Source organism: Streptomyces sp. NRRL F-5122, from assembly GCF_001507435.1.
GTDB lineage: Bacteria > Actinomycetota > Actinomycetes > Streptomycetales > Streptomycetaceae > Streptomyces > Streptomyces lannensis.
The window spans coordinates 242,902-263,500 of the sequence record NZ_LMWH01000228.1; the positions used below are offsets into that span (position 1 = coordinate 242,902).

Here is a 20,599-nt window from a genome sequence, read left to right on the forward strand (position 1 = left end):
CCTCGCTCAGGTCGCGGGGTAGCGGTCGATGGCCGGCGGGGCGGGCGCGGGCACCCCGGACAGGCCGAGGGTCGCCTCGAACGCCTTCTTCCAGTCGCCGTCCTTCATACGGGCCTCCAGTGCGTCGTCGAGTGCGAATCTGAGGGCGTTGTCCTTGCGCGGAACCCCGATGCCGTAGGGCTCCTCGGAGAAAGGCCTGCCGACGACCCGGAGTTCGTCCGGTGCCTTCGCCGCGAAGCCGATGAGAATGGCGTCGTCGGTGGTCACGGCGGCGACCTGATAGGTGAGCAGATTGTCGACGCAGACGGAGTAGGTGTCGTACGCGACCAGGACCACCTTCGGGTAGTCCTTCTTCATGCGCTGGTACGGGGTCGAACCGGCGACCGAGCACACGCGCTTGCCGCCGAGGTCCTGCGGGCCGTCGATGCCGTGCTCGTCCTGGCGAACCAGAAGGTCCTGGCCGGCCATGAAGTACGGTCCGGCAAAACCCACGAGCTTCTTGCGCAGGGCGTTGATGGTGTAGGTGCCGACGTAGTAGTCGATCTGCCCGTTCTGCAGGGCGGTTTCGCGGTTGGCCGAGGCGATGGTCCGGAAACGGATCGTCTCCGGAGCCAGGCCGAGCGAGGCCGACATCATCCTCGCGATCTCGATGTCGAAGCCGGAGAAGGTGCCGGTGGCGGGGTCCCGCTCCCCGAGGTAGGGCTGGTCCTCCTTGGCGCCGACGACGAAGTAGCCGCGCTTCTTCGCCCGATTCCAGGTGGGCGACTCGGGGAGCCGGAACCCCCGGGCCACTTGGTAGTGCGGCAGCCTGTCGGTGGCGGGCCCCTTGGTGGGGGGACTGCCCTCCTTGCCGCAGGCTGCGGCCGCCAGCGCCATGAGCAGTGCCAGTGCGGCCCACACACGTCGGGTACGGATCACGGTCGGACTCCCCCGGTCAGTGCTTGAGGATCTTGGACAGGAAGTCCTTGGCGCGGTCGCTGCGCGGGTTGGTGAAGAACTCCTCGGGGGTGCGGTCCTCGACCAGGCGGCCGTCGGCCATGAAGACGACGCGATTGGCGGAGGCCCGCGCGAAGCCCATCTCGTGGGTGACCACGACCATCGTCATGCCGTCGCGCGCGAGCCGGCGCATCACCTCCAGGACCTCGTTGATCATTTCGGGGTCGAGTGCGGAGGTCGGCTCGTCGAACAGGAGCGCCTTGGGGTCCATGGCCAGGGCCCGGGCGATCGCGACCCGCTGCTGTTGACCGCCGGAGAGCTGGGCCGGGTACTTGGACACGTGTGAGGCGAGGCCGACACGGTCCAGGAGTTCCATCGAGCGTGTGTCGGCCTGGTCCCTCCTGCGCCCGCGGACCTTCACCGGGGCGAGTGAGACGTTCTGCAGCACCGTCTTGTGGGCGAAGAGGTTGAAGGACTGGAACACCATGCCCACGTCGGCGCGGAGGCGAGCGAGGGCCCTGCCCTCCTCGGGGAGCGGCCGGCCGTCGAGCCTGATGGCGCCGGACTGGATGGTCTCGAGCCGGTTGATCGTCCTGCAGAGCGTGGACTTGCCGGACCCCGAGGGCCCGACGACCACAACCACCTCACCCTTGCCGACCGTGAGATCGATGTTCTGCAGGACGTGCAGGTCGCCGTACCACTTGTTCACGCCGTGAAGCTCGATCAGCGGATCGACCGCCATGCCCTGCCCGCCCTAGTCGCTCAGCCGTGTCGCAGGTCCCGCAAGCTATCCAGAGGCGGGCGCGCTCGACACCCGACACGCACCGTTCGGGCATTAGCCGTATTTACAGGGTGCCGATCGGGGTGGGGCTACGCCTCGGCCGCCTCGGCATACACATACGACAGTTCCGGAGCGCCCGTGGAGGCCCAGGTCAGGCCGTCGGCCACCACATCGAGCTCACGCCCGGAGGACAGCCGTACGACGGGACGGCCGTTCGGCCGGATCTCCCAGGCGGCACCGGGGACCGTGCGCACGATGACCGTGCCCAGGTAGAGTCCCGCGTCGTTCCCGAGCCAGGGCAGGGTCTCCTCGTCGTCACGCCAGCGCGGGACGAGCTGGTCGAGCGCCTCCAGGGACGCCGCGGAGTCGTCGAGTTCTACGCCGGCGTCCTCGGCCTGGGAGCGCAGCAACTCGCACTCGGAGAGCAGCTGGGCGACGGAGATCGTATCGATGTCGCCCTCGGAGAACACCACGACGCCACGGGCGGGGCCGCGCTTCTTGCGCCAGGTGCCCAGGAAGGGGATGTTCATGGCCCCAGCGTGTCACCGGTACGACGGGTCGCACCAGAGTGACACCGGGGGGAACTCCCTAGACCTCCAGGTCCACCACCACCGGCGCGTGGTCCGACGCGCCCTTGCCCTTGCGCTCCTCACGGTCCACGTACGCGTCCTTGACCGCGGCCGCGAACGAGGTGTTGCCGTAGACCAGGTCGATGCGCATGCCGCGGTTCTTCGGGAAGCAGAGCTGGCGGTAGTCCCAGTAGGTGTACGGGTGGTCGTACTTCAGCGGGCGCGGGACGACGTCCGTGAGACCCGTCTCCCGCAGCTCGGCCAGGGCGGCCCGCTCGGCCGGGGTGACATGGGTCGCGCCCTCGAAGGCCGCCACGTCGTAGACGTCGTCGTCCGTCGGGGCCACGTTGTAGTCGCCCAGCACGGCGAACGGGCGGCCGCCCGCGGCGTCGCCCGCCACGGCCGCCTTCAGGGCCTCGAACCACTGGATCTTGTACGCGTAGTGGGGATGGTCCACCTCGCGGCCGTTCGGCACGTACACCGACCAGACGCGGACCGGGCCGCAGGTCGCGGATACGGCGCGGGGCTCCTCGACGCCCTCGTAGCCCGGGTCGCCGGGCAGGCCCTTGACCACGTCCTCGATGCCGACTCGGGAGAGCACCGCGACGCCGTTCCACCGGCCGGTGGCGTGCACAGCGGCCTCGTAGCCCAGCTCGCGCAGCGGCTCGTACGGGAACTGCTGCTCGGCGACCTTGGCTTCCTGGAGACACAACACATCCGTGCCGCTGCTCTCCAGCCAGGCCAGGAGCCTCGGGAGGCGGGCGGTGATCGAGTTCACGTTCCAGGTGGCGATGCGCATGTCCCACAACCTACCTGGCGGGTACGACAACGGTCCCCCGCGTCCCCGCGGAGCCCGCTCCGGCCCGACCTCCCGGCTGCCGCGGCGCTCAGACCTCCGCCGACGCCCCCGGCGTCAGCCTCAAGTGCTCGGCGCCGCCCAGCGCGCCGACCTGGTTGTCGTAGATCGGCCGGGCCAGGTCCGTCAGCAGGGCGTCGTGGATGTCGTAGGCACGCTGCGGCTGGACCTCGCGGACGTAGTCGATGACCTCGGAGATCTTGTTCCAGGGAGCCATCACGGGGAGCATCAGCGTCTCCACCGCCCGGCCGGGGACGGTGAGCGCGTCGCCCGGGTGGAAGACCTTCCCGCCGTCGATCAGGAAACCGACGTTGGTGATGCGCGGAATGTCCGGGTGGATCACGGCGTGCAGCTCGCCGTGCACCTGGACGTCGAAGCCCGCGGCGGTGAAGGTGTCGCCGTGGCCGACGGTGTGCACACGGCCCGGGAAGGCCGCCGAGATCTGCTCCGCGACGGAGGCGAGCGTCCAGATCTCGGCGCCGGGGTTGGCCTCCATCCCGGCCCGCAGCCGGTCCTCGCTGAAGTGGTCCATGTGCTCGTGGGTCACGAGGATGGCGTCGGCGCCGACCGCCGCGTCCTCCTCGCTGAAGGCGCCGGGGTCGATGACGAGCGTGCGCCCGTCCTTCTCGAGCCGGATGCAGGCGTGCGACTTCTTCGTGAGCTTCATGACCCCATCCTGCCCCGGCCCGGTCTGCCGGGTCCCGCCGAGCATGGTGCTCCCACCACCCGGCAGAACGTCACTCCAGAGGGGTCGTCTCCTCCCGGATGACCCGCTGCGCCACCTTGAACGCGCTGTTCGCGGCCGGTACGCCGCAGTAGACCGCCGCCTGGAGCAGCACTTCCTTGATCTCTTCCGGAGTGAGTCCGTTGCGCAGGGCCGCCCGGGTGTGGAACGCGAGTTCGTCCAGATGGCCGCCCGCGACGAGCGCGGTGAGGGTGACACAGCTGCGCGAGCGCCGGTCCAGACCCGGCCGGTCCCAGATCTCGCCCCACGCGTACCGGGTGATGAACTCCTGGAAGTCCCCGGAGAAGTCGTCCGCCGAGGCAAGAGCCCGGTCCACGTGCGCGTCACCGAGGACCTCGCGGCGGATCTTGATCCCCGTGTCGTACGTGTCCGCCCTGCCCGACGGCACCGGAGGCCGGACGGCCGGGGCGATCTCGGCCACGGGCGCCGTCGGCACGGGGCCGGACAGCACCGGCTTCACGGGAGGCGCCGCGATGGCGGCCATCTGGCCGGTCGCTGCGTCGTACCCGGGGTGCCACGCGGTCGCGAAGTGGTGGGCGAGCAGATCCGTGACCGCCGCGGGCTGCTCGACGGGCACCAGGTGGGAGGCGCCGGGGACGACCGCGAGGCGTGCGTCCGGTATCCCGGCGACGAGGGTGCGCGCCTCGGCCGGTCCGGTCACCTGGTCGTCCGCGCCGACCAGGACCAGGGTCGGCACACCGATACGGCCCAGTTCAGCCCGTACGTCGAAGGCGGCGAGCGCCTCGCAGGCCGCGATGTAGCAACCGGGGTCGGTGGTGCGCACCATCTGCACCGCCCACTCGGTGATCGCGGGCTGGGCCGCCGCGAACCCACCGGTGAACCAGCGCTCCGGGGCGGTCCGGGCGATCGGGTCGAGGCCGTTCGTCCGCACGATCACGCCGCGCTGACGGAACTCGTCGGCGGTGCCGAAGCGAGGCGAGGCGGCGATCAGGGCGAGCGAGGCGAGGCGCTCGGGGTGACGCAGTGCGAGCTCCACCCCGATGGCACCGCCGAGCGCACAGCCCGCGTAGCCGAAACGCTGCACACCGAGCGCGTCCAGCGTGGCGAGCAGCCGGACGGTGAGATCACCGACGGAACCCGCCGGGTACGCGGGCGCTCCGCCGTGCCCGGGCAGGTCGAACCGGAAGACCCTCCACTGCTCGGCGAGCTCGGGGACCTGGCGGTCCCACATGTGCCATGTTGTACCGAGGGACGGACCCAGGATCAGGACTGGAGCGTCTTCTGGCCCGTCAAAGCGGTATTGCAGGGGTGTGGGGGGTGTCTGACTCACGCCGCTCACGCTCTCATATCTCACAACTTCTCACGACCGCCCGGTATGTACGCCCGGGGACCCATGCAGACCCTCCCAAGTCGTGACGGCCGTGCGAAGATCCTCCACATCCGGCTTCACGTACCGGTTCTCCGTGGTCCTCACGTCGCAGTGCCCTGCCGGCCCGGCCCGGGTGCGGTCCGGGACGCCGTTGTCCGCGAGGTGCGTGAAGCCCGACGCGCGGGCATCGTACAGACGCCCTGCGCGCAGCACAGGTTTCGCCATGTGGCGGTACGCCCCACCTTGCGTTGCTCGCGGACACGCTCGCCCGGCCGCCCCCGTCCACGGCCCGCACCTGGAGTCCATGCGGTCGCCGCCCAGACCCTCTTCGACTTCGACGAGGCGTTGCCCTCAGCGGCGCGGAGAGCGCCGGGCCCCGATCACCGGCCGCGGATTCGAGCACCCCCTCTCAGGCTGTCACGAATCCGTCACGATGCGTACATGTGCCGGTTACGGCCCGCATGCTGACTGGATGTCACGAAATGCAGTAGTAGCGGGCGCGTCGCTCGCCGTGCTCGTCCTCAGCGGATGCGCAGCCGCCGGGGGCGCCGACACGCCTGACACCTCAACGCCGAGCAGTCGTGTGGAGATCAACTCGACCGTGTCGACGGCGACGACCTCGTCGGCCGACTCGGGCACCGACGACGGCGCCGAGGTACCGGGCGTGTCCGGGCCCGACGGCCCGCACCGCAGGGCCTACCTGCAGACTCTCGAAACAGCGGACCAGCGGTTGACCGCCGACCCGGACGAGGCCGTCGACAATGGGCGCAACGGCTGTCTCGACATCCTGCGGCACAAGCCCGGGCCCACACAGATCGGCAACATGCAGCGGCGGTTCTCCACCCAGGTGCCGGACTTGAACCCGGCAGCGGCACAGACCGTGTTGGCGGCGGCGAGGGCGTACATCTGCCCCGATGCCTGACGGGGCAGGGACGGCGCTCTCGACGCCGGGACGGCGGTCTCAGGCGAAGTCAGGCCGGTCCCGCCGGGCGAGCCCGCGGCGCATGTGCGTGCACACCCGGCAGCGAACTGTGACGCAGCGCACATTCGCCGACCGATGATCCACGCGCCACCCATCAGTCGAATGAGCGACAACACTGCTACGCGGCCCGGTGGACGTGCGGCGCGGCCGGCAGTCCTCAACAACCAGCATCCAGAGATGGGGTATTGCCGACATGACCGACGCCGTCAAGGGCCCTGCCAGCTACTTTCCTTCCATCGAGAAGAAGTACGGTCGCCCGGTTTCGGAGTGGAAGGAGCTCATCCTGTCCTCGCCCCTGACGAAGCACATGGAGCTCGTGAACTGGCTCAAGGCCGAGCACGGTCTCGGGCACGGCCACGCCAACGCCCTCGTCGCGCACACCCTCGCAGAGGGCCACGACAAGTAGCGGCGCACAACCGGCCCCGGCCTTGTCATGACGGGCTGGAAGCCGGGCGGGCTGCGACCCGGCCGCCACCCACGGCTGTGGGGTGGCGGCCGGGTGCTCACGGCAGGCCGACAGGGGTGGTCGGCCGTGTCAGCTCACGGTGTGGCGCTCTTGTCGGCCTGGCCGAAGAACTTCATGGCCATGAACCCGTGTGCGTAACTGCCGCCCGCACGCAGGGCCGCGGCGGTCATGACGGTCTCCGCGAGTTCCTGCTGGGTCGCGCCCGCGGAGTGCGCTGCCTTGGTGTGTGCCTCGATGCAGTAGGCGCACTGGGTGGTCAACGCCACGGCCACGGCCATGAGTTCGGTGTACTTGGCCGGGATGACGTTGTTGCTGCCACGCAGGACCTCGGCGTCCCAGGCCATGAAGGCCTTGAAGGCTGCAGGTGCGCCGGCGCGGATGTGCCGGGCGTACTGGTGGTCGGTGTGCTCGTGGTAGGACACGATGCGCTCCTGTGCTTCCGGTCGAGGGGTGGGCGGGTGACGGCCGGTCAGTAGAGGTTGCGTCCGGCCCGGACGCCGCCGTCGACGTCCCAGGTGGCGCCGGTGACCCAGTCGGTCTGATCGGACAGGAGGAAGGCGACGGTGGGGGCGACGTCGTCGGGGGTTCCGACGCGACCGAGGGGGTGAAAGCTGTTGAACCCGTCGAGCGTGGAGTCGATCTCGTCCTTGGGGAGGAAGGCCTCGTAGATGGGGGTGCGCACCACGGCGGGGGCGACGGTGTTGACGCGGATGCCGTGCGGGGCGAGTTCCATGGCCAGGTGCTGGGTGAGGGAGTGCAGGCCGGCCTTGGCCACGGAGTACGCCGAGGAAGGCGTTGCCGCCATGGCCTGGTGCGCCAGCATGCCACCGATGTTGACGATCGAGCCCCTGCTGCCACGGGCGATCATGTTGCCGGCGACGGTCTGGGTCACGAAGTAGAAGGCCCGGGTGATGGCCTGGTAGCGGTCGTAGTCGTCCTGGGTGTGTTCCAGGAAGGACTTGGGCTCGAAGATTCCGGCGGAGTTGACGAGCAGGGTGGCGTCGGCGTGCTGCTCCGTCAGCTGTTCGCTCAGACGGTCCACCGCCGCGCGGTCGGACAGGTCGGCGCCGAGGCCGACGGCGTTTCCGGATGCGGCCAGCTCGTCCGCGGCCTTGGCTGCGCCGGCCTGGCTCCGGCCGGTGACGACGGCACTGCCGCCGCCCTCGAGGACGCGGCGGGCGGTGGCCAGCCCCATACCGCTGGTGCCGCCGATGACGACGACCTTCCGCCCGGTGAAGTCGAGGGTGCTGCTGGACATGCTGTTCTCCTGATCTTGCTTTTCCGCGCGTTGACGACTTGGCACGAGACACGGCCGCCGGCGGTCGGGTCCGATGCACGGGGCGTGTCCGTCTCACGCCGAGCCAGGGCAGCCGAAGGACTGAGAAAACCCGGAAGCCCAGGCATGCCTCCACATCGCTGACGATCCGGCGACGGTGAAGAGATATGCATGTGTCCGTCACTGATCGCGAGGATCAATAGAATTCTCTCCGTATGCCCCGGTATAACCCGACGTCATTGACCATAGGGCGCCCCTCGCAGCAGCGGTAGAGGATCATGGGAAATGGGGGTATAGCGGGCCGTTATGGCGCAGAGGAGAGAGTCGTGAACATCGAGGCCTTGCGTTATGCCCAGGCCGTCTCCGGTCTGAAGTCCTTCAGCGCCGCCGCACGGGCCTACGGGGTGACGCAGCCGGCCCTGTCGAACGGCGTTGCCCGGCTGGAGGAGGAACTGGGTGTCAGGCTCTTCGACCGGTCACCGCGGGGGGTGAAGCCCACCGCGCACGGCGCCCTGGTCCTCCCCCTGATCGACCATGTCCTCGGCGCCCTCGACACCCTGGTCGCGGAGAGCCGGCGGCTGGCCCGTCCGGCCGTCGACATGATCCGCATGGGGGTGTCGCCCCTGATCGGGTCCGACCTCGTGGCCCATGCGTTCCAGGTCGCTCGCACCCTGGACCGTCCACGCGATCTGGTACTGCGGGAGGCGGACCTCGAGCCTCTGCGCGGCGACCTGGAGGCGGGACGCCTGGACATCGTCCTCGTCCCCGCCGTTCCCGGAATGCCCGCCTTCCGCCACCGCGTCATCGCTAGTGAACCGGTGGTCGTGATCGATCCCGCCGGACCCGGGGACGACTCCCCCGTCGAACTGCGTGCCGTGGCGCACGCCTCCTACATCCTCGGACCCGCCACCTGCGGACTGACCACCTTCACCACCGAGCTCTTCCACGGCAACGACCTGGTCCTGCACCCCTACCCGGGCGAGGCCGCCAGCTTCCGCGCGGTCGACGAGTGGGCGGCGATAGGCCTCGGTGCGGCACTCCTGCCCCGCTCCAAGATCACACTCGACCACACCAGCTGCCGCCCCCTTCACCAGGGCGGAGAGCCCGTCGAGATCGCCTACGAGGCCGTCTGGGACTGCGACACCCCCCTCGGAGCCGATCTGGACGAGTTCGTCGTCGCACTCACGGAAGCGGCGCAAGCCTCCTCGGCTCCGCACGGCGCCCCGAACGGCGAGCGCTGAACAGCGTCCACCGGCTGTCGCCACGCGTGTATGGATGTGCCGGGCGGACGGCAGACGGCAGACGGCAGACGGCAGCGATCGTGCTGCACGACCTCGGCGCCCGGCGGGGGACCCCCGGCTGGTTCTCGACCGCCGCAGCGGCCGCCTGGCACCCGGATCGGGGAAGCAGCTCGAAGGACGGCGAGGGCGGCAAGGCCCGCGGGTCGACCGACCCGCGGGCCTTGCCGTCAGCCGCGCCCGCGGATCCGCCGACGTTCGGCCTCTGTCGATTTGTCGGTCTGTCGCCTGCGTGGCCGCCGCCGTCAGTGGTCGTCCCCACCGCCGTGCGAGCCGCGCCCGTGGTGGTCGTCGCCGGCGGGGTCGTCAGCACCGTGACCCCTTACACCGCCGTGGTCGTCGCCGGCCGGGTCGTCGGCGTGGTGCCGGGCCTCGGGGCTCCGGTCGCCGGAGCGGCTGTGATGCGCGGTCGGATGGTCGTCGGCGTGCGGCCTGTCCTCCACGGCGCCGCCCGGCACAGCCCGGGTCGCCGGTGCGGTGCGGGAGTCGTCCGAACCGGTGCGCGAGTCGTCGTCCGTTCCCGAGTGGCGGCCGTGGTCGTCCACGCCCCGGTCGTCCGCACCGTGCCGCTGGTGGTGTGTCGATGAGGCGGCCGGACCGGGAGCCGGCTGACCGCTGCTCGGTGAGGTGACGGCCGTGGCGGTGACGGCGCCTGCGCCGATCACCGCCGCAGCGACGAACACGGCTGCGAGGGTGCGGCGGCGGCCGGTGAACCGGGAACTGTTCATGACGTGTCCCTTCCTTCGCCCCGCGGCCGGTCCACGGGGTCCGTCCGGTGTGTTCGACCGGACGGGAACCACCGTGCGCCGCGCACCCTGAAGCCAGGCTGAAGCAACCTGAACCCGTCTTCAGGAAGGTTCTGCCACCCTGACGGCATGCGCCTGCTGATAGTCGAGGACGAGCGACGTCTCGCCACCGCCCTCGCACGCGGACTGGCCGCCGAGGGCTTCGCCGTGGATGTGGCCCATGACGGCGTCGACGGACTGCACTTGGCCCGTGAGCAGGAGTACGACCTGATCGTGCTCGACATCATGCTGCCCGGTCTGAACGGCTACCGGGTCTGTGCCTCGCTCCGCGACGACGGGGACGACACGCCCATCCTGATGCTGACCGCCAAGGACGGTGAATACGACGAGGCGGAGGGTCTGGACACCGGCGCCGACGACTACCTGACAAAACCCTTCTCCTACGTCGTCCTCCAGGCCCGTATCCGTGCTCTGCTGCGCCGCCGTGCCCGCACCGGCTCGCCCGTCCTGCGCGTCGGCAGCCTGAGTCTCGATCCGGGAGCCCGTCGCGTGACCCGTGACGGGGAGGAAGTCGTCCTCACCACCAAGGAGTTCGCGGTACTGGAGCAGCTCGCACGACATGCCGGCGAGGTGGTGTCGAAGGCCGACATCCTCGCGCACGTCTGGGACTTCGCCTACGCCGGTGACCCGAACATCGTCGAGGTCTATGTGAGCGCGCTCCGCCGCAAGATCGACGTGCCCTTCGGACGCCGCTCCATCAGGACGGTGCGCGGCGCGGGGTACCGCCTGGAGGCCGATGGGGGACGCGATGCCTAGGCCGCCGGCGTCGGTCCGGGCGCGCGCGGCGCTCGCGGCCACCGTGGTGGTCTGCCTCGCACTGGTCGTCGCGGGCTTCGGCGTGGTCACGGTGCTGCGGCACAACCTCACCGGTCGGGCCGGCCTGGAGGCCGAGGTCACCGCCCGTACGGTGGCCGGTTCCCAGGACGCGCTGAACGGCCGGTTCGACCGGCTCGACCTACCCGAGGACGGGCGCGTGGTCCAGGTCGTCGACTCGGCCGGGCGGGTACTGGGCGCCGGTGCCGCACTCGCGGGCCGTGCGCCTGTCGCCGACTACGCCCCGGCCGCGGACAGCACCGTCGCACCCGGGTCCGCAGTGTCCTCGACCCCCACGGCAGCCGCGTCCGCTGTGCCGTCACCCTCCCGGTCGGGTGCTGCGTTCGTACCGTCTTCGCCATCGGCGTCCGGGACGGCGGACGCGACCGGTACGACCGCGCACGCGAACGGCCGTACGGGCGCCTCCGGTGGCGTGCTCGCCGCGGTCCACGTCCCTGTGCCCAACGGGATCGGTCGCATCGCGGCTCCGGTGGACGACCACGGGCGGGGCCGCGGTTCCGACGACCACGGCGGCAGCGGCGGGAGCGACGACGGCAGGAGCGGGGATCCGACCGGCGACGACCACGGCGGCGGGGACGACCACTCCGGGAACGGCGGCGGCGAGGACAGCGGGACGGGAGCCACCAGCAGTCCCCCGCGCGGAAAGGTCGGCACCGACGTCCAGCGGCGCACGATCCGGGCCACCGTGGCCGGCAGGACCCACGACTACAGCTTCGCCGCCGTTCAGGGCACCACCTACGACGGCCGCACCTACACCGTCTACGCGGGGATCTCCCTGGAGGAGGAGCAGGCCACCCTGGACCAGGTCACGAAGTCGCTGCTGACCGGCCTGCCGTTCCTGCTCGCCGTCGTGGCGGCGGTGACATGGCTGGTCACCCGGCGCGCGCTGAGGCCGGTGGAGGGCATCCGTGCCGAGATGGCGGAGATCACCGGAAGCGGCGATCTGTCCCGCAGAGTGCCGGAGCCCCGGTCGGGGGACGAGATCGCCCGGCTGGCCCGCACCACCAACCAGACACTGGCCGCCCTGGAGGGTTCGATCGAGCGGCAGCACCGTTTCATCGCCGACGCCTCCCACGAACTGCGCAGTCCCATAGCCAACTTGCGCACCCAACTGGAGGTCGCCGAGGCGCATCCGGAGCTGCTGGACACCCACGGCCTCGTCCAGGACGTCGTACGCCTCCAGCATCTCGCGATCGACCTGCTCCTCCTCGCCCGGCTGGACGCCGGGGAGAGTCCGGCGGACGCACGCGTCGACCTCGCGGACCTGGTCCTGGAGGAGGTGGCCGCGCGCGCCGCGACCGACCGGTTCGCCCCCGCCGTGGCGCTGGAGGGCGAGTCGCTCGCGGTGACCGGCAGCAGGACGCAACTGGCCCGGGTCCTTGCCAACCTCCTGGACAACGCCCAACGGCACGCGGCGGGCGCGGTGGAGGTGAGCGTGGCCGTCGAGGGCAACGTCGTCGTCCTCACGGTGGGCGACGACGGTCCCGGGGTCGCCCCCGAGGACCGGGAGCGGGTCTTCGAGCGGTTCGTCCGCCTGGACGAGGCCCGAAGCCGCGATGCGGGCGGCGCCGGACTCGGCCTGGCCATCGCCCGGGACGTGGTGCTGCGGCACGGCGGTTCACTCACCGTAGGGGGCGACCCGGGCCGGGGAGCGGTCTTCCGCGCCCGGCTTCCACGGGTGAAGTGACGAGCGAGGTGCGCGTCCCCGCGGGGTGTTCGGCGCGGTACGGCACGTGCACGGTCGGCACCGGTGTGCTTGTGTCGCCCCGGTGCCCCTCGTCACGAGGCGGCGCGCAACCCGGCATGCTGCTCGACGAGTTCGTACGACCTCAGGCGGTCCGCCGCCGAGTACACGGGTGTTGTCAACATCAGTTCGTCGGCAGCGGTCGCGTCCGCGATGCTCGCCAGCTGCCGTACGACGGTCTCCGGGGAGCCGTGCGCCTGACTGGCGTTGAAGGCCGCCAGTGCCCGCGCCTCCTCCGCGGTGAACACGTGGTCGGCCGCCTCTTCCGGTGTGGGGACGGGCATGTCGCCCCGTCCGGCGAGAAGTCCGGCCTTGATGACGGCCATCGGGCCCGCCAGCCGGGCCGCCTCACCTTGAGTCTCGGCGCATATCGTCTCCACGCAGACCAGCACACGGGGACGTTCGCACCAGCGGGAGGGGGAGAAGCGCTCGCGGTAGTGACGGAGTGCGGTGAGGGTGTTATCCGGGCGGATGTGATGGGCGACGGCGATCGGCAGTCCGAGTTCCGCAGCGAGGCCGGCGCCCGCCGTGCTCGAGGCCAGCAGCCACGGCTCCGGGAGCGGGCCGAGATCCATCTCCTCCACCACAAGACGCAGGATCGCTGACACATCGGTTCGGTACTCGTCGTCCGACGCCGGGCCCGCTCCACGCCGCAGGGCGCGTGCCGTCCGCTCGTCGAACGTGCCCGGGCCACGGCCGATGCCCAGGTCGATCCGGTCCGGGTGCAGTGCCGCCAGCGTGCCGAACTGCTCCGCCAGCATGATCGGCGCGTGGTTCGGAGCGAGGACGCCCCCGGACCCGAGGCGGATGGACGAGGTCGACGCGGCGGCGTGGGCGGTCAGCACGACCGGCGGGAACGCCCCGATCGCCGGGGAGTGGTGGTGCTCGGCGTACCAGAGCCGCCGGTACCCGAGGTCCTCGATGCGCCGGGCGAACCCGGCGGTGTCGTGCAGCGTGTCCACGGCTCGGGCGCCGCTCTGGACCAGGGCGACTTCGAGCGCACCGAGCGGAGTTGTGAGCATTCCGCGATCCTACTCAGGCCGTTTCGAGGGGCCGATGGGTTTCGGACGCGCGGCAGGACCGACAGGCGTCGTCCTTCGCGGTCTGCCCTGCCGCGTCGTCCGCCGCGGCCTAGCCCGCCCCCAGTCCGGTCAGGGCGCCGACCGGGTCCAGATCCGGGGTGCCGCGGGGCCACCACTCCTCGCGGCCCGGTTCCGACTCGTAGACGTACCAGAGACCGTCCTGGCCGAGCCGGAGCTGAACATGGCCGTCCGGGTGCGTGAGGCGGTTGCGCCACGGGCGGAACGCCGGGAGATCCGCGGCCAGCAGCAGGGGGCGGGCACGGTCGAAGCGTCCCGCCGGCGGGTCCCAGGGCTCCTCCAGTACGGCGAGTGCCGCCTGTCCGCCCTGCCGCCATGCGGCGACCGCCCGCGCCAGATCGGCCGGAGTGCGTCCGGTGGCGGCGGCCAGGGAGGCGTACAGCGCCCGGGTGCCCGCGGTGAGTCCCGAACCCGGTCGGGCGGAGGCGAGCCGTACGGCGTCCTGCCACAATGTCAGCTCGGCGACCGGGTCGTGTCCCGTGGTCAGCAGGGCGTGTGCACGGGCGGCCGCGTCCGTGGCCAGCTGGTCCAGCGCGAACGGGTCCGGGCCGCCCGGCGCCCCGGGATAGACCGGCGGCTGCTCCGGGTGGGCGGGCGGCGGCAACGGCAACGGCAGCGCCGGCAGTGCGTTCCGCGCAAGGGCGTCCCGGGCGCGTACGCCGGGCAGGGGTGCTGGTTCCCGGTCCTGGACGGCCCGGGCCGCGCGCGCCGCGTTACGCCGGGACAGCGCGTCGAGCAGCTGCCGTTCGCCCCGGCCGCGCAGCAGAAGCAGCACAAAGGGGTCCCGGTCGAGCAGACGCGCGGTCTGGTAGCAGACGGCGGCCGCGTGCTTGCAGGGACGGCCGGAGTCGGGGCAGCTGCAGTGCGGTTCGAGGTCTCCGGGCACGGGCAGCAGCCGGACCCCGCAGTCCGCGAGGGACTGCGGCACCTGCTTGTCCAGCAGTGCGGCAATGTGCCCGGGACGCTCGGCGGCCGCGTCCAGGAAGCGGTCCCACTCGTCGTCGGAGAACGTCCGCAGCCGTACCTGTACGCGGTACGGCCGTGGACGGCTGCCCTGGACGTAGGCCAGCACGAGACCGGGGGTGACGGTGATGGCGTCCACGTTCCCCCGGCCGGCATACGTCCTGCCGCGCGCCAGCCGGGCCGCGTCGAGTGCCCCTTCCTCCAGTGCGGTGACCCAGGCGTTGCCCCACCAGGTCTCGGCGAACCTCTCGGATGCCTGAGCCGGTCGCGCGGGGAGCGCCGCGAACGTGCGCCGCAGCTCGCCGTCGCGATCGGGGGCCGCCATGGAACGGGGATAGCGGGCCGCGGCGGGAGGCGGACCGCCGGGTCCCGGTGGTGGATCCGGCTGCTCCCACCGGGGTCGCGAGGAGATCTCCGGCGCTTCCTGCCGCTGATGCGCGGGCGCCTCGCCCGGCTCACCGCCGGCGTCGGCCGCGACGGTCGTGGCTCCGCGCTGCGCGGTGGCGGCCGGCGGCAACACGAAGGCGTCAGCGAGGAGTTCCCGGACGTTCTGTGCCCGGGCGTCCATGGCACGGGTGTCTTCGGCATGCGTACGGGTGCGCTTCCCCCGCCGCTCCCGGGTGCCGGCAGTGGCGGACCGGTCGGGGGGCCGCACCCCCCGCGGACGCGGCTCGGCCGGCTGCCGCTCCGCCTCGGTCCGCGCGGCACGCAACGCCTGTCGCGCCGCGTCGCCGGGACGCTCGGCCGGTGCGGGTTCCCGGGGCGTGGCGGCCTCGCCCACAACCGCTCGGCTTCCCTCGCCCGGCACCGGCAGTGACACGGCGTCCTCGTCCGCTTCCCGGCCGGTGCGGCGTTCCGCGGCCGCCCGGCGCAGAGCCGCCCGCGCCGCATCGCCGGGACGGGCCTCCGGTTGCGTGCCTTCCTCCGGCGCCGAGGCCGCCGTGTGCGCGGCGGGCGGCTGCACCGGCGGCGCCGAGGACTCCGCGCCCCCGCCGCGCTCCCGCGCGGCCCACAGCGCACGGCGCACCGCGTCGGCGGGACGCGGACGGTCGCTTGGGGCCGCCCCGGTGCCCTCACGCGACTCGTCGCCCGCCGCAAGCCCTTCCTCACCTGCCCCGCTCACGCCGAACTCCTCAGCGAGACCAGATCCGACAGCTCCCGGTCGGTCAGCTCGGTCAGGGCCGACTCGCCGGAGCCCAGGATCGCGTCGGCCAGCGCCCGCTTGGCCTCCAGCATCTCGGCGATGCGGTCCTCGACGGTGCCTTCGGTGATCAGCCGGTGGACCTGCACCGGCTGGGTCTGGCCGATGCGGTACGCCCGGTCCGTGGCCTGCTCCTCCACGGCCGGATTCCACCAGCGGTCCACATGGACGACATGGCCGGCGCGGGTGAGGTTCAAGCCCGTGCCCGCCGCCTTGAGGGACAGGACCAGGACGGGTGTCGCGCCGCTCTGGAACCGGTCGACCATCCGCTCCCGTTCGGGTACCGGCGTCCCCCCGTGCAGCAGATCGACGGGCACCGCGCGGGAGGCCAGATGCGCGGTGATCAGGCGGGCCATGCCGACGTACTGCGTGAAGACCAGCGCCGAGCCGTCCTCCGCCAGGAGCGTGTCCAACAGCTCGTCCAGCAGGGCGAGTTTGCCGGATCGCGTGGCGAGGCCAGCGGCTGCCCGCGGGTCCTCCTTCAGATACAGCGCGGGATGGTCGCAGATCTGCTTGAGCGAACCGAGGAGCTTGAGGACCATGCCGCGCCGGGCGATGCCCTCCGCCGTCTCGATCGCGAGCATCGACTCCCGCACCACGGCCTCGTACAGCGCGGCCTGCTCGCGGGTGAGGGGCACCGGATGGTCCGTCTCCGTCTTGGGCGGCAGTTCGGGGACGATGCCCGGGTCCGACTTCTTGCGGCGCAGCAGGAACGGCCGGACCAGCCGGGCCAGACGCTCCACCGCCTGCGCGTCCTCGCCGTTCTCCACCGCGCGTGCGTGCCGGGCGCGGAAGGACTTCAGCGGGCCGAGCAGTCCCGGTGTCGTCCAGTCCAGGAGCGCCCACAGCTCCGAGAGGTTGTTCTCCACGGGGGTGCCGGTGAGGGCCACGCGGGCGGGCGACGGGATGGTGCGCAGCGCCTTCGCCGTCGCCGAGTAGGGGTTCTTGACGTGCTGCGCCTCGTCCGCGACGACCAGTCCCCAGCTCTGTCCGGCCAGTCGTGGCGCGGCCGCTCGCATCGTCCCGTACGTGGTGAGCACGAAGCCGCCGTCCAGACCGTCCAGACTCCGCTCGGCGCCGTGGAAGCGGCGGACCGGGACGCCGGGTGCGAACCGGCCGATCTCCCGCTGCCAGTTGCCGAGCAGCGACGCCGGGCAGACCACCAGGGTCGGTTCACGGCGCGCCCGGCGCAGATGGAGCGCGATGACGGTGACGGTCTTGCCCAGCCCCATGTCGTCGGCGAGGCAGCCGCCGAGGCCGAGCGACGTCATCAGGTCCAGCCAGGCCAGTCCCCGCAGTTGGTAGTCCCGCAGGCGGGCGGCGAGACCAGGGGGCGGCTCCACGGGGACGATGCCCGCCGTCAGCCGGTCCCGCAGCTCGGCCAGCGCCCCGGCCGGCACCGCCTCCACCGTCTCGCCGTCGACCTCGGCGCTGCCGCTGAGCGCCACGGACAGCGCGTCGACCGGATCGAGCAGGCCGAGCTCGCGCTTGCGGGCCTTGCGGACGAGCGCCGGGTCCACGAGCACCCACCGGTCGCGCAACCGGACGACCGGGCGGTGGGCCTCCGCCAGGGTGTCCATCTCGGCCTCGGTGAGCGCATCGCCGCCGAGGGCCAGCTGCCAGCGGAACTGGAGGAGGTCCTCGCTCTCGAAGAAGCCCGTGCCGTCGGTGGCCGAGCCCGGCGCGGGCCGTACGATCGCCGCCGCGGTCAGGTCCTGCGCCAGGTCGCGTGGCCAGTGCACGGCGACTCCCGCCGCTCCCAGCCGCGTGGCGGCGACGCCCAGAAGATCGGTCAGCTCGTCCTCGGACAGGGCCAGCACGTCTGGCGTCTCCTGCTCGGAGAGCCGGTCCAGCGGTGACCAGACCCGGGCCGCGCGGCGGACGGCGAGGGCGGCGTCCACCCGCGCGCGGGGGCCGAAGGCGGCGTCGGCCTCACCGGCCCACAGCGCCGCCGCGTCGACGACGAGGGTCGGGTCGGCGAGGCTGTGCACCTGTACGACCGCGGCCCCGGCACGGCGGGCTCCCCCGCCGTCGTCGAAGAGGTCGTACGCGGACAGGTCGAGGCGCAGCGAGATCCGCACACCGGCGTCCATGCCGGCCGCGACCTCCGCGGCCCAGTCCTGCGCCAGCGGCAGACGCTGCGGCTCGCGCGCCGCGAACGGCCCGCCCACGGTGTGGGCGGCCGCCGGAGTGCGCGGAAGGGCGTCCGCGACCGCGTCCAGGAAGGATCTGACGAGGGCCTCGGGCTCGGGCAGCAGGAGCGGGCCCTTGTCCGGGAGCGGGACGGCGTGGCCTTCGTACGGCAGGGCGGCGGCGACCGCTCTGAGGTGGGCGATGTCGTCCGGCTCCAGCGGTCCGGCCCGCCAGGCGTCGTATCCCTCGGGGGACAGCCCCGGCAGCAGCCTGCCGCGCGCGACGAGCCGCAGGGCGTGCAGCGCGGCCGCGCCCCAGCACGCGGTGGCCGGGTGGGCGGCGGCATCGCGCCGGGCCCGGGTGAGCAGGGGCAGTGCCTCGGCGACCGGGACGGACACGGCAGGCACGGTGGCCCTGCGCACCGCGGACCCGTGCCGGCGGACGACCGTCAGCTCCTCCGTGGGGCCCGCGGGCGGGGAATCGCCCTCCGGGTCCCAGAAGACGACCCGGCCCCGGCGGGGCACCGGCGCGGGCACGAAGACGGCGGCCAGCCTCACGGGCACGCCGCCCTGCGCCGTCTGCTCGGCCATGCGTCCGGTCACCTCCCGCCATCGACGTCGAGTCGTCTTCGACTCTACGGGCGGGGTCCGACAATCGGCTCCGGCGGCCGCGGGAGCGCCGGGCGCGGGACCGTCAGGGGATCGTGCGCGACACCACGTACACCGTGGGCTGCAGGGGATGCTCCTTGTTCACCACGATGTCCAGGGTGGGAGCCGGGTTCTTCTGCTTGTGGACGAGGCCGTACCAGGAGCCCGGTGCCGTGAAGGACCAGCCGACGATCTTCTGGTCGCGCTCGTTGATGGCGATGTCGTCCTTCTTCAGGGCGGCCTGTGACGTCTTGAGGTGGCCGAGGAACCGGGTCAGACCGGCGTCGTCCGTGTCGAACTGCACGTACAGCCGGCTGGTCTTCCAGTTGTTCGTCTCGTAGTACGCGACGTTCGTGGCGCCCTTCGGAATCGTCACCTGGTACAGGCGGCGCTGCACGCGCGAGGGCCACCCCGCGGTCAGTCCGGTCGCCGAGTACTTCGCCTCCTTGTCCTTGCCGCTGTTGCGGCTCTGGTTCGCGGAGATCACCAGATAGCCGGCGGGCACGCCGATGAGCAGCACGATGATCAGCAGCGTCAGCGCCCGGCGGCGGAACTTGTGCCACCCGCCCTCCGGAGGCCCCGGGGGCTCGTCAGGCGGCGAGGACTGGCGCGGTATCGACACGGCGGCCGTCACAGCGTCCCCTTGGCGCTGCGGCGGCCCTCCGCGAACCGCTCGTAGCGCTCGTACCGCTCGACCCGGCGACGGTTGGCGCGCCGGAACCGGCGGGCGACGAGCCGGGCCAGGTCCGCGGCTCCGACCATGCCGGCCTCGGGACCGAGCTGGGCACGCGTGATGCGGGCCTCGGGGCGGTAACCGCGGCCCGTCAGATGGCGTCTGAAGGCGTCCCGGGCGGGTCCGATCAGCAGGTCGTCCGCCGCGCTCACCCCGCCGCCGATCACGAAGCAGGAGGGGTCCAGGGCCGCCGCGAGGTTGGCGATCCCGACGCCGAGCCACTGGCCGATGTCCTGGAGCAGCTCGATGCACATCGCGTCGCCCTCGCGGGCGAGCTCGGTGATCATCGGGCCGCTGATGTCGGAGATGTTGCCCTTGACGTGCTCGATGATCCCGTACGCGACCGGGGAGTCCGCCGCGGCGAGCTCCCTGGCCTCGCGGACCAGGGCGTTGCCGGAGCTGTACTGCTCCCAGCAGCCGCGGTTCCCGCACGGGCAGCGGTGCCCGCCCGGCACGACCTGCATATGGCCGAACTCGCCGGCCACTCCGAACTTGCCGCGCTTGACCTGGCCGTCCTCCAGGATGGCGCCGCCGATGCCGGTACCGAGGGTGATCATGACGAGATGGTCCTCGTCACGGCCGGCGCCGAAGCGCCACTCGGCCCAGGCTGCGGAGTTGGCGTCGTTGTCGACCAGGACGGGCACGGCGAGCCGCCCGGCGAGGCGGTCGCGCAGCGGTTCGTTGCGCCAGGACAGGTGCGGGGCGAACAGCACGCGGTTGCGGTCCGCGTCCACCCAGCCGGCCGCTCCGATGCCGACGGCGTGCACGTCGTGCCGGTCGGAGAGGTCCAGGACCAGCTCGACGATGGTGTCCTCGACGACCTTCGGGCTCTTGGACTTGTCCGGCGTCTCGGTGCGGAGCTTCTCCAGGATCTTGCCGTCGGCGTCGACGACGCCCGCCATCACCTTCGTGCCGCCGATGTCGATGCCGACCGTGGGGACGCGGGGCGCGGTCAGGTGGGAACGGCGCTCGCGCGTGCCGACGGTCCGCAGGACGGTGGCCCGGGCGGAGCCGCGGTGGGTGAAGTCGCGGTAGGTGCTCATCGCGCCCGATTCTGCCTTACGCCCCCACCGGCTTGCATCGCGGAGCCCTCGCACCCGGCACCGGGCCGTGGCGACCCGGCACCGGGCCGTGGCGACGCGGCCCCGCGCCGCATCCGCACGTCCGTCGTGGCCGGACCCGCGGATGCGGCGGGACGA

The 20,599-nt window shown here is 72.1% G+C and carries 19 protein-coding genes; 5 read left to right on the top strand and 14 right to left on the bottom strand.

Annotation, left to right across the window (positions count from 1 at the left end):
• Nucleotides 1–6: 6 nt before the first annotated feature.
• The 6 genes from ADL25_RS22025 to pcaC all read right to left on the bottom strand — a co-directional run bounded on the left by ADL25_RS22025 (nucleotide 7) and on the right by pcaC (nucleotide 5,178).
• A complete protein-coding gene (locus ADL25_RS22025; protein WP_181923376.1) occupies nucleotides 7–876 on the bottom strand; it encodes a glutamate ABC transporter substrate-binding protein in 870 nt (289 codons plus the stop codon).
• Between the two features lie 58 nt (nucleotides 877–934).
• Nucleotides 935–1,678 carry an amino acid ABC transporter ATP-binding protein gene (locus tag ADL25_RS22030; protein WP_059129474.1) on the bottom strand — a complete coding sequence of 248 codons (744 nt, stop codon included), beginning with the start codon at nucleotides 1,676–1,678 and terminating at the stop codon, nucleotides 935–937.
• Nucleotides 1,679–1,806: 128 nt separating this feature from the next.
• Nucleotides 1,807–2,247 (bottom strand): DUF6278 family protein, encoded by a 441-nt coding sequence (locus ADL25_RS22035; RefSeq protein ID WP_059129475.1) that lies wholly within the window; start codon nucleotides 2,245–2,247, stop codon nucleotides 1,807–1,809.
• Nucleotides 2,248–2,305: 58 nt separating this feature from the next.
• A complete protein-coding gene (locus ADL25_RS22040) occupies nucleotides 2,306–3,085 on the bottom strand; it encodes an exodeoxyribonuclease III (RefSeq protein WP_059129476.1) in 780 nt (259 codons plus the stop codon).
• A gap of 88 nt (nucleotides 3,086–3,173) precedes the next feature.
• A complete protein-coding gene (locus ADL25_RS22045) occupies nucleotides 3,174–3,809 on the bottom strand; it encodes an MBL fold metallo-hydrolase (RefSeq protein ID WP_059129477.1) in 636 nt (211 codons plus the stop codon).
• 70 nt (nucleotides 3,810–3,879) lie between these two features.
• Entirely contained in the window at nucleotides 3,880–5,178 is a 1,299-nt protein-coding gene (gene pcaC, locus ADL25_RS22050) for a 4-carboxymuconolactone decarboxylase (RefSeq protein ID WP_059129478.1), read from the bottom strand.
• A 511-nt stretch (nucleotides 5,179–5,689) separates the two neighbouring features.
• On the opposite strand from pcaC, the gene ADL25_RS22060 reads away from it, so the two are divergent.
• Together ADL25_RS22060 and ADL25_RS22065 are read left to right on the top strand one after the other, a co-directional pair.
• Nucleotides 5,690–6,139, top strand: coding sequence for a DUF732 domain-containing protein (locus ADL25_RS22060; protein WP_159044973.1), 450 nt, complete (start codon nucleotides 5,690–5,692; stop codon nucleotides 6,137–6,139).
• Nucleotides 6,140–6,392: 253 nt separating this feature from the next.
• Nucleotides 6,393–6,605, top strand: coding sequence for a DUF4287 domain-containing protein (locus ADL25_RS22065; RefSeq protein ID WP_059129481.1), 213 nt, complete (start codon nucleotides 6,393–6,395; stop codon nucleotides 6,603–6,605).
• Between the two features lie 134 nt (nucleotides 6,606–6,739).
• Here the strand turns inward: ADL25_RS22065 and ADL25_RS22070 are convergent, their stop codons facing one another.
• The gene (locus ADL25_RS22070; protein ID WP_059129482.1) at nucleotides 6,740–7,087 is read right to left on the bottom strand and encodes a carboxymuconolactone decarboxylase family protein; all 348 of its coding nucleotides are present in this window, start codon (nucleotides 7,085–7,087) and stop codon (nucleotides 6,740–6,742) included.
• A gap of 47 nt (nucleotides 7,088–7,134) precedes the next feature.
• Nucleotides 7,135–7,923 carry an SDR family NAD(P)-dependent oxidoreductase gene (locus ADL25_RS22075; protein ID WP_059129483.1) on the bottom strand — a complete coding sequence of 263 codons (789 nt, stop codon included), beginning with the start codon at nucleotides 7,921–7,923 and terminating at the stop codon, nucleotides 7,135–7,137.
• A gap of 344 nt (nucleotides 7,924–8,267) precedes the next feature.
• Here ADL25_RS22075 and ADL25_RS22080 point away from each other — a divergent pair, with 344 nt between their 5' ends.
• Nucleotides 8,268–9,182, top strand: a complete 915-nt coding sequence (locus tag ADL25_RS22080; RefSeq protein ID WP_234380993.1) for a LysR family transcriptional regulator — start codon at nucleotides 8,268–8,270, stop codon at nucleotides 9,180–9,182.
• A gap of 302 nt (nucleotides 9,183–9,484) precedes the next feature.
• Here ADL25_RS22080 and ADL25_RS22085 read toward each other — a convergent pair whose 3' ends face one another.
• Complete coding sequence (locus tag ADL25_RS22085; protein WP_059129485.1) at nucleotides 9,485–9,967, bottom strand: hypothetical protein; 483 nt, start codon at nucleotides 9,965–9,967, stop codon at nucleotides 9,485–9,487.
• Between the two features lie 147 nt (nucleotides 9,968–10,114).
• Between ADL25_RS22085 and ADL25_RS22090 the strand changes: the two genes are divergently transcribed.
• The gene (locus ADL25_RS22090; RefSeq protein ID WP_059129486.1) at nucleotides 10,115–10,801 is read left to right on the top strand and encodes a response regulator transcription factor; all 687 of its coding nucleotides are present in this window, start codon (nucleotides 10,115–10,117) and stop codon (nucleotides 10,799–10,801) included.
• On the top strand, nucleotides 10,794–12,566 hold the full coding sequence (locus tag ADL25_RS22095) for a sensor histidine kinase (protein WP_059129654.1): 1,773 nt from the start codon (nucleotides 10,794–10,796) through the stop codon (nucleotides 12,564–12,566). The genes ADL25_RS22090 and ADL25_RS22095 overlap by 8 nt, the downstream gene beginning before the upstream one ends.
• A gap of 92 nt (nucleotides 12,567–12,658) precedes the next feature.
• Here ADL25_RS22095 and ADL25_RS22100 read toward each other — a convergent pair whose 3' ends face one another.
• From ADL25_RS22100 to ADL25_RS22120, 5 genes are all read right to left on the bottom strand, one after another.
• Nucleotides 12,659–13,645, bottom strand: coding sequence for an LLM class flavin-dependent oxidoreductase (locus tag ADL25_RS22100; protein ID WP_059129487.1), 987 nt, complete (start codon nucleotides 13,643–13,645; stop codon nucleotides 12,659–12,661).
• A 109-nt stretch (nucleotides 13,646–13,754) separates the two neighbouring features.
• The gene (locus tag ADL25_RS22105) at nucleotides 13,755–15,809 is read right to left on the bottom strand and encodes an SWIM zinc finger family protein (RefSeq protein ID WP_079050514.1); all 2,055 of its coding nucleotides are present in this window, start codon (nucleotides 15,807–15,809) and stop codon (nucleotides 13,755–13,757) included.
• Nucleotides 15,806–18,610: a DEAD/DEAH box helicase gene (locus tag ADL25_RS22110; RefSeq protein ID WP_059129488.1), complete on the bottom strand. Its 2,805-nt coding sequence runs from the start codon at nucleotides 18,608–18,610 to the stop codon at nucleotides 15,806–15,808. The genes ADL25_RS22105 and ADL25_RS22110 overlap by 4 nt, the downstream gene beginning before the upstream one ends.
• Before the next feature lie 103 nt (nucleotides 18,611–18,713).
• A complete protein-coding gene (locus tag ADL25_RS22115; protein WP_234380994.1) occupies nucleotides 18,714–19,301 on the bottom strand; it encodes a sugar kinase in 588 nt (195 codons plus the stop codon).
• Complete coding sequence (locus ADL25_RS22120) at nucleotides 19,298–20,443, bottom strand: ROK family glucokinase (RefSeq protein ID WP_059129489.1); 1,146 nt, start codon at nucleotides 20,441–20,443, stop codon at nucleotides 19,298–19,300. The genes ADL25_RS22115 and ADL25_RS22120 overlap by 4 nt, the downstream gene beginning before the upstream one ends.
• Nucleotides 20,444–20,599 lie beyond the last annotated feature (156 nt).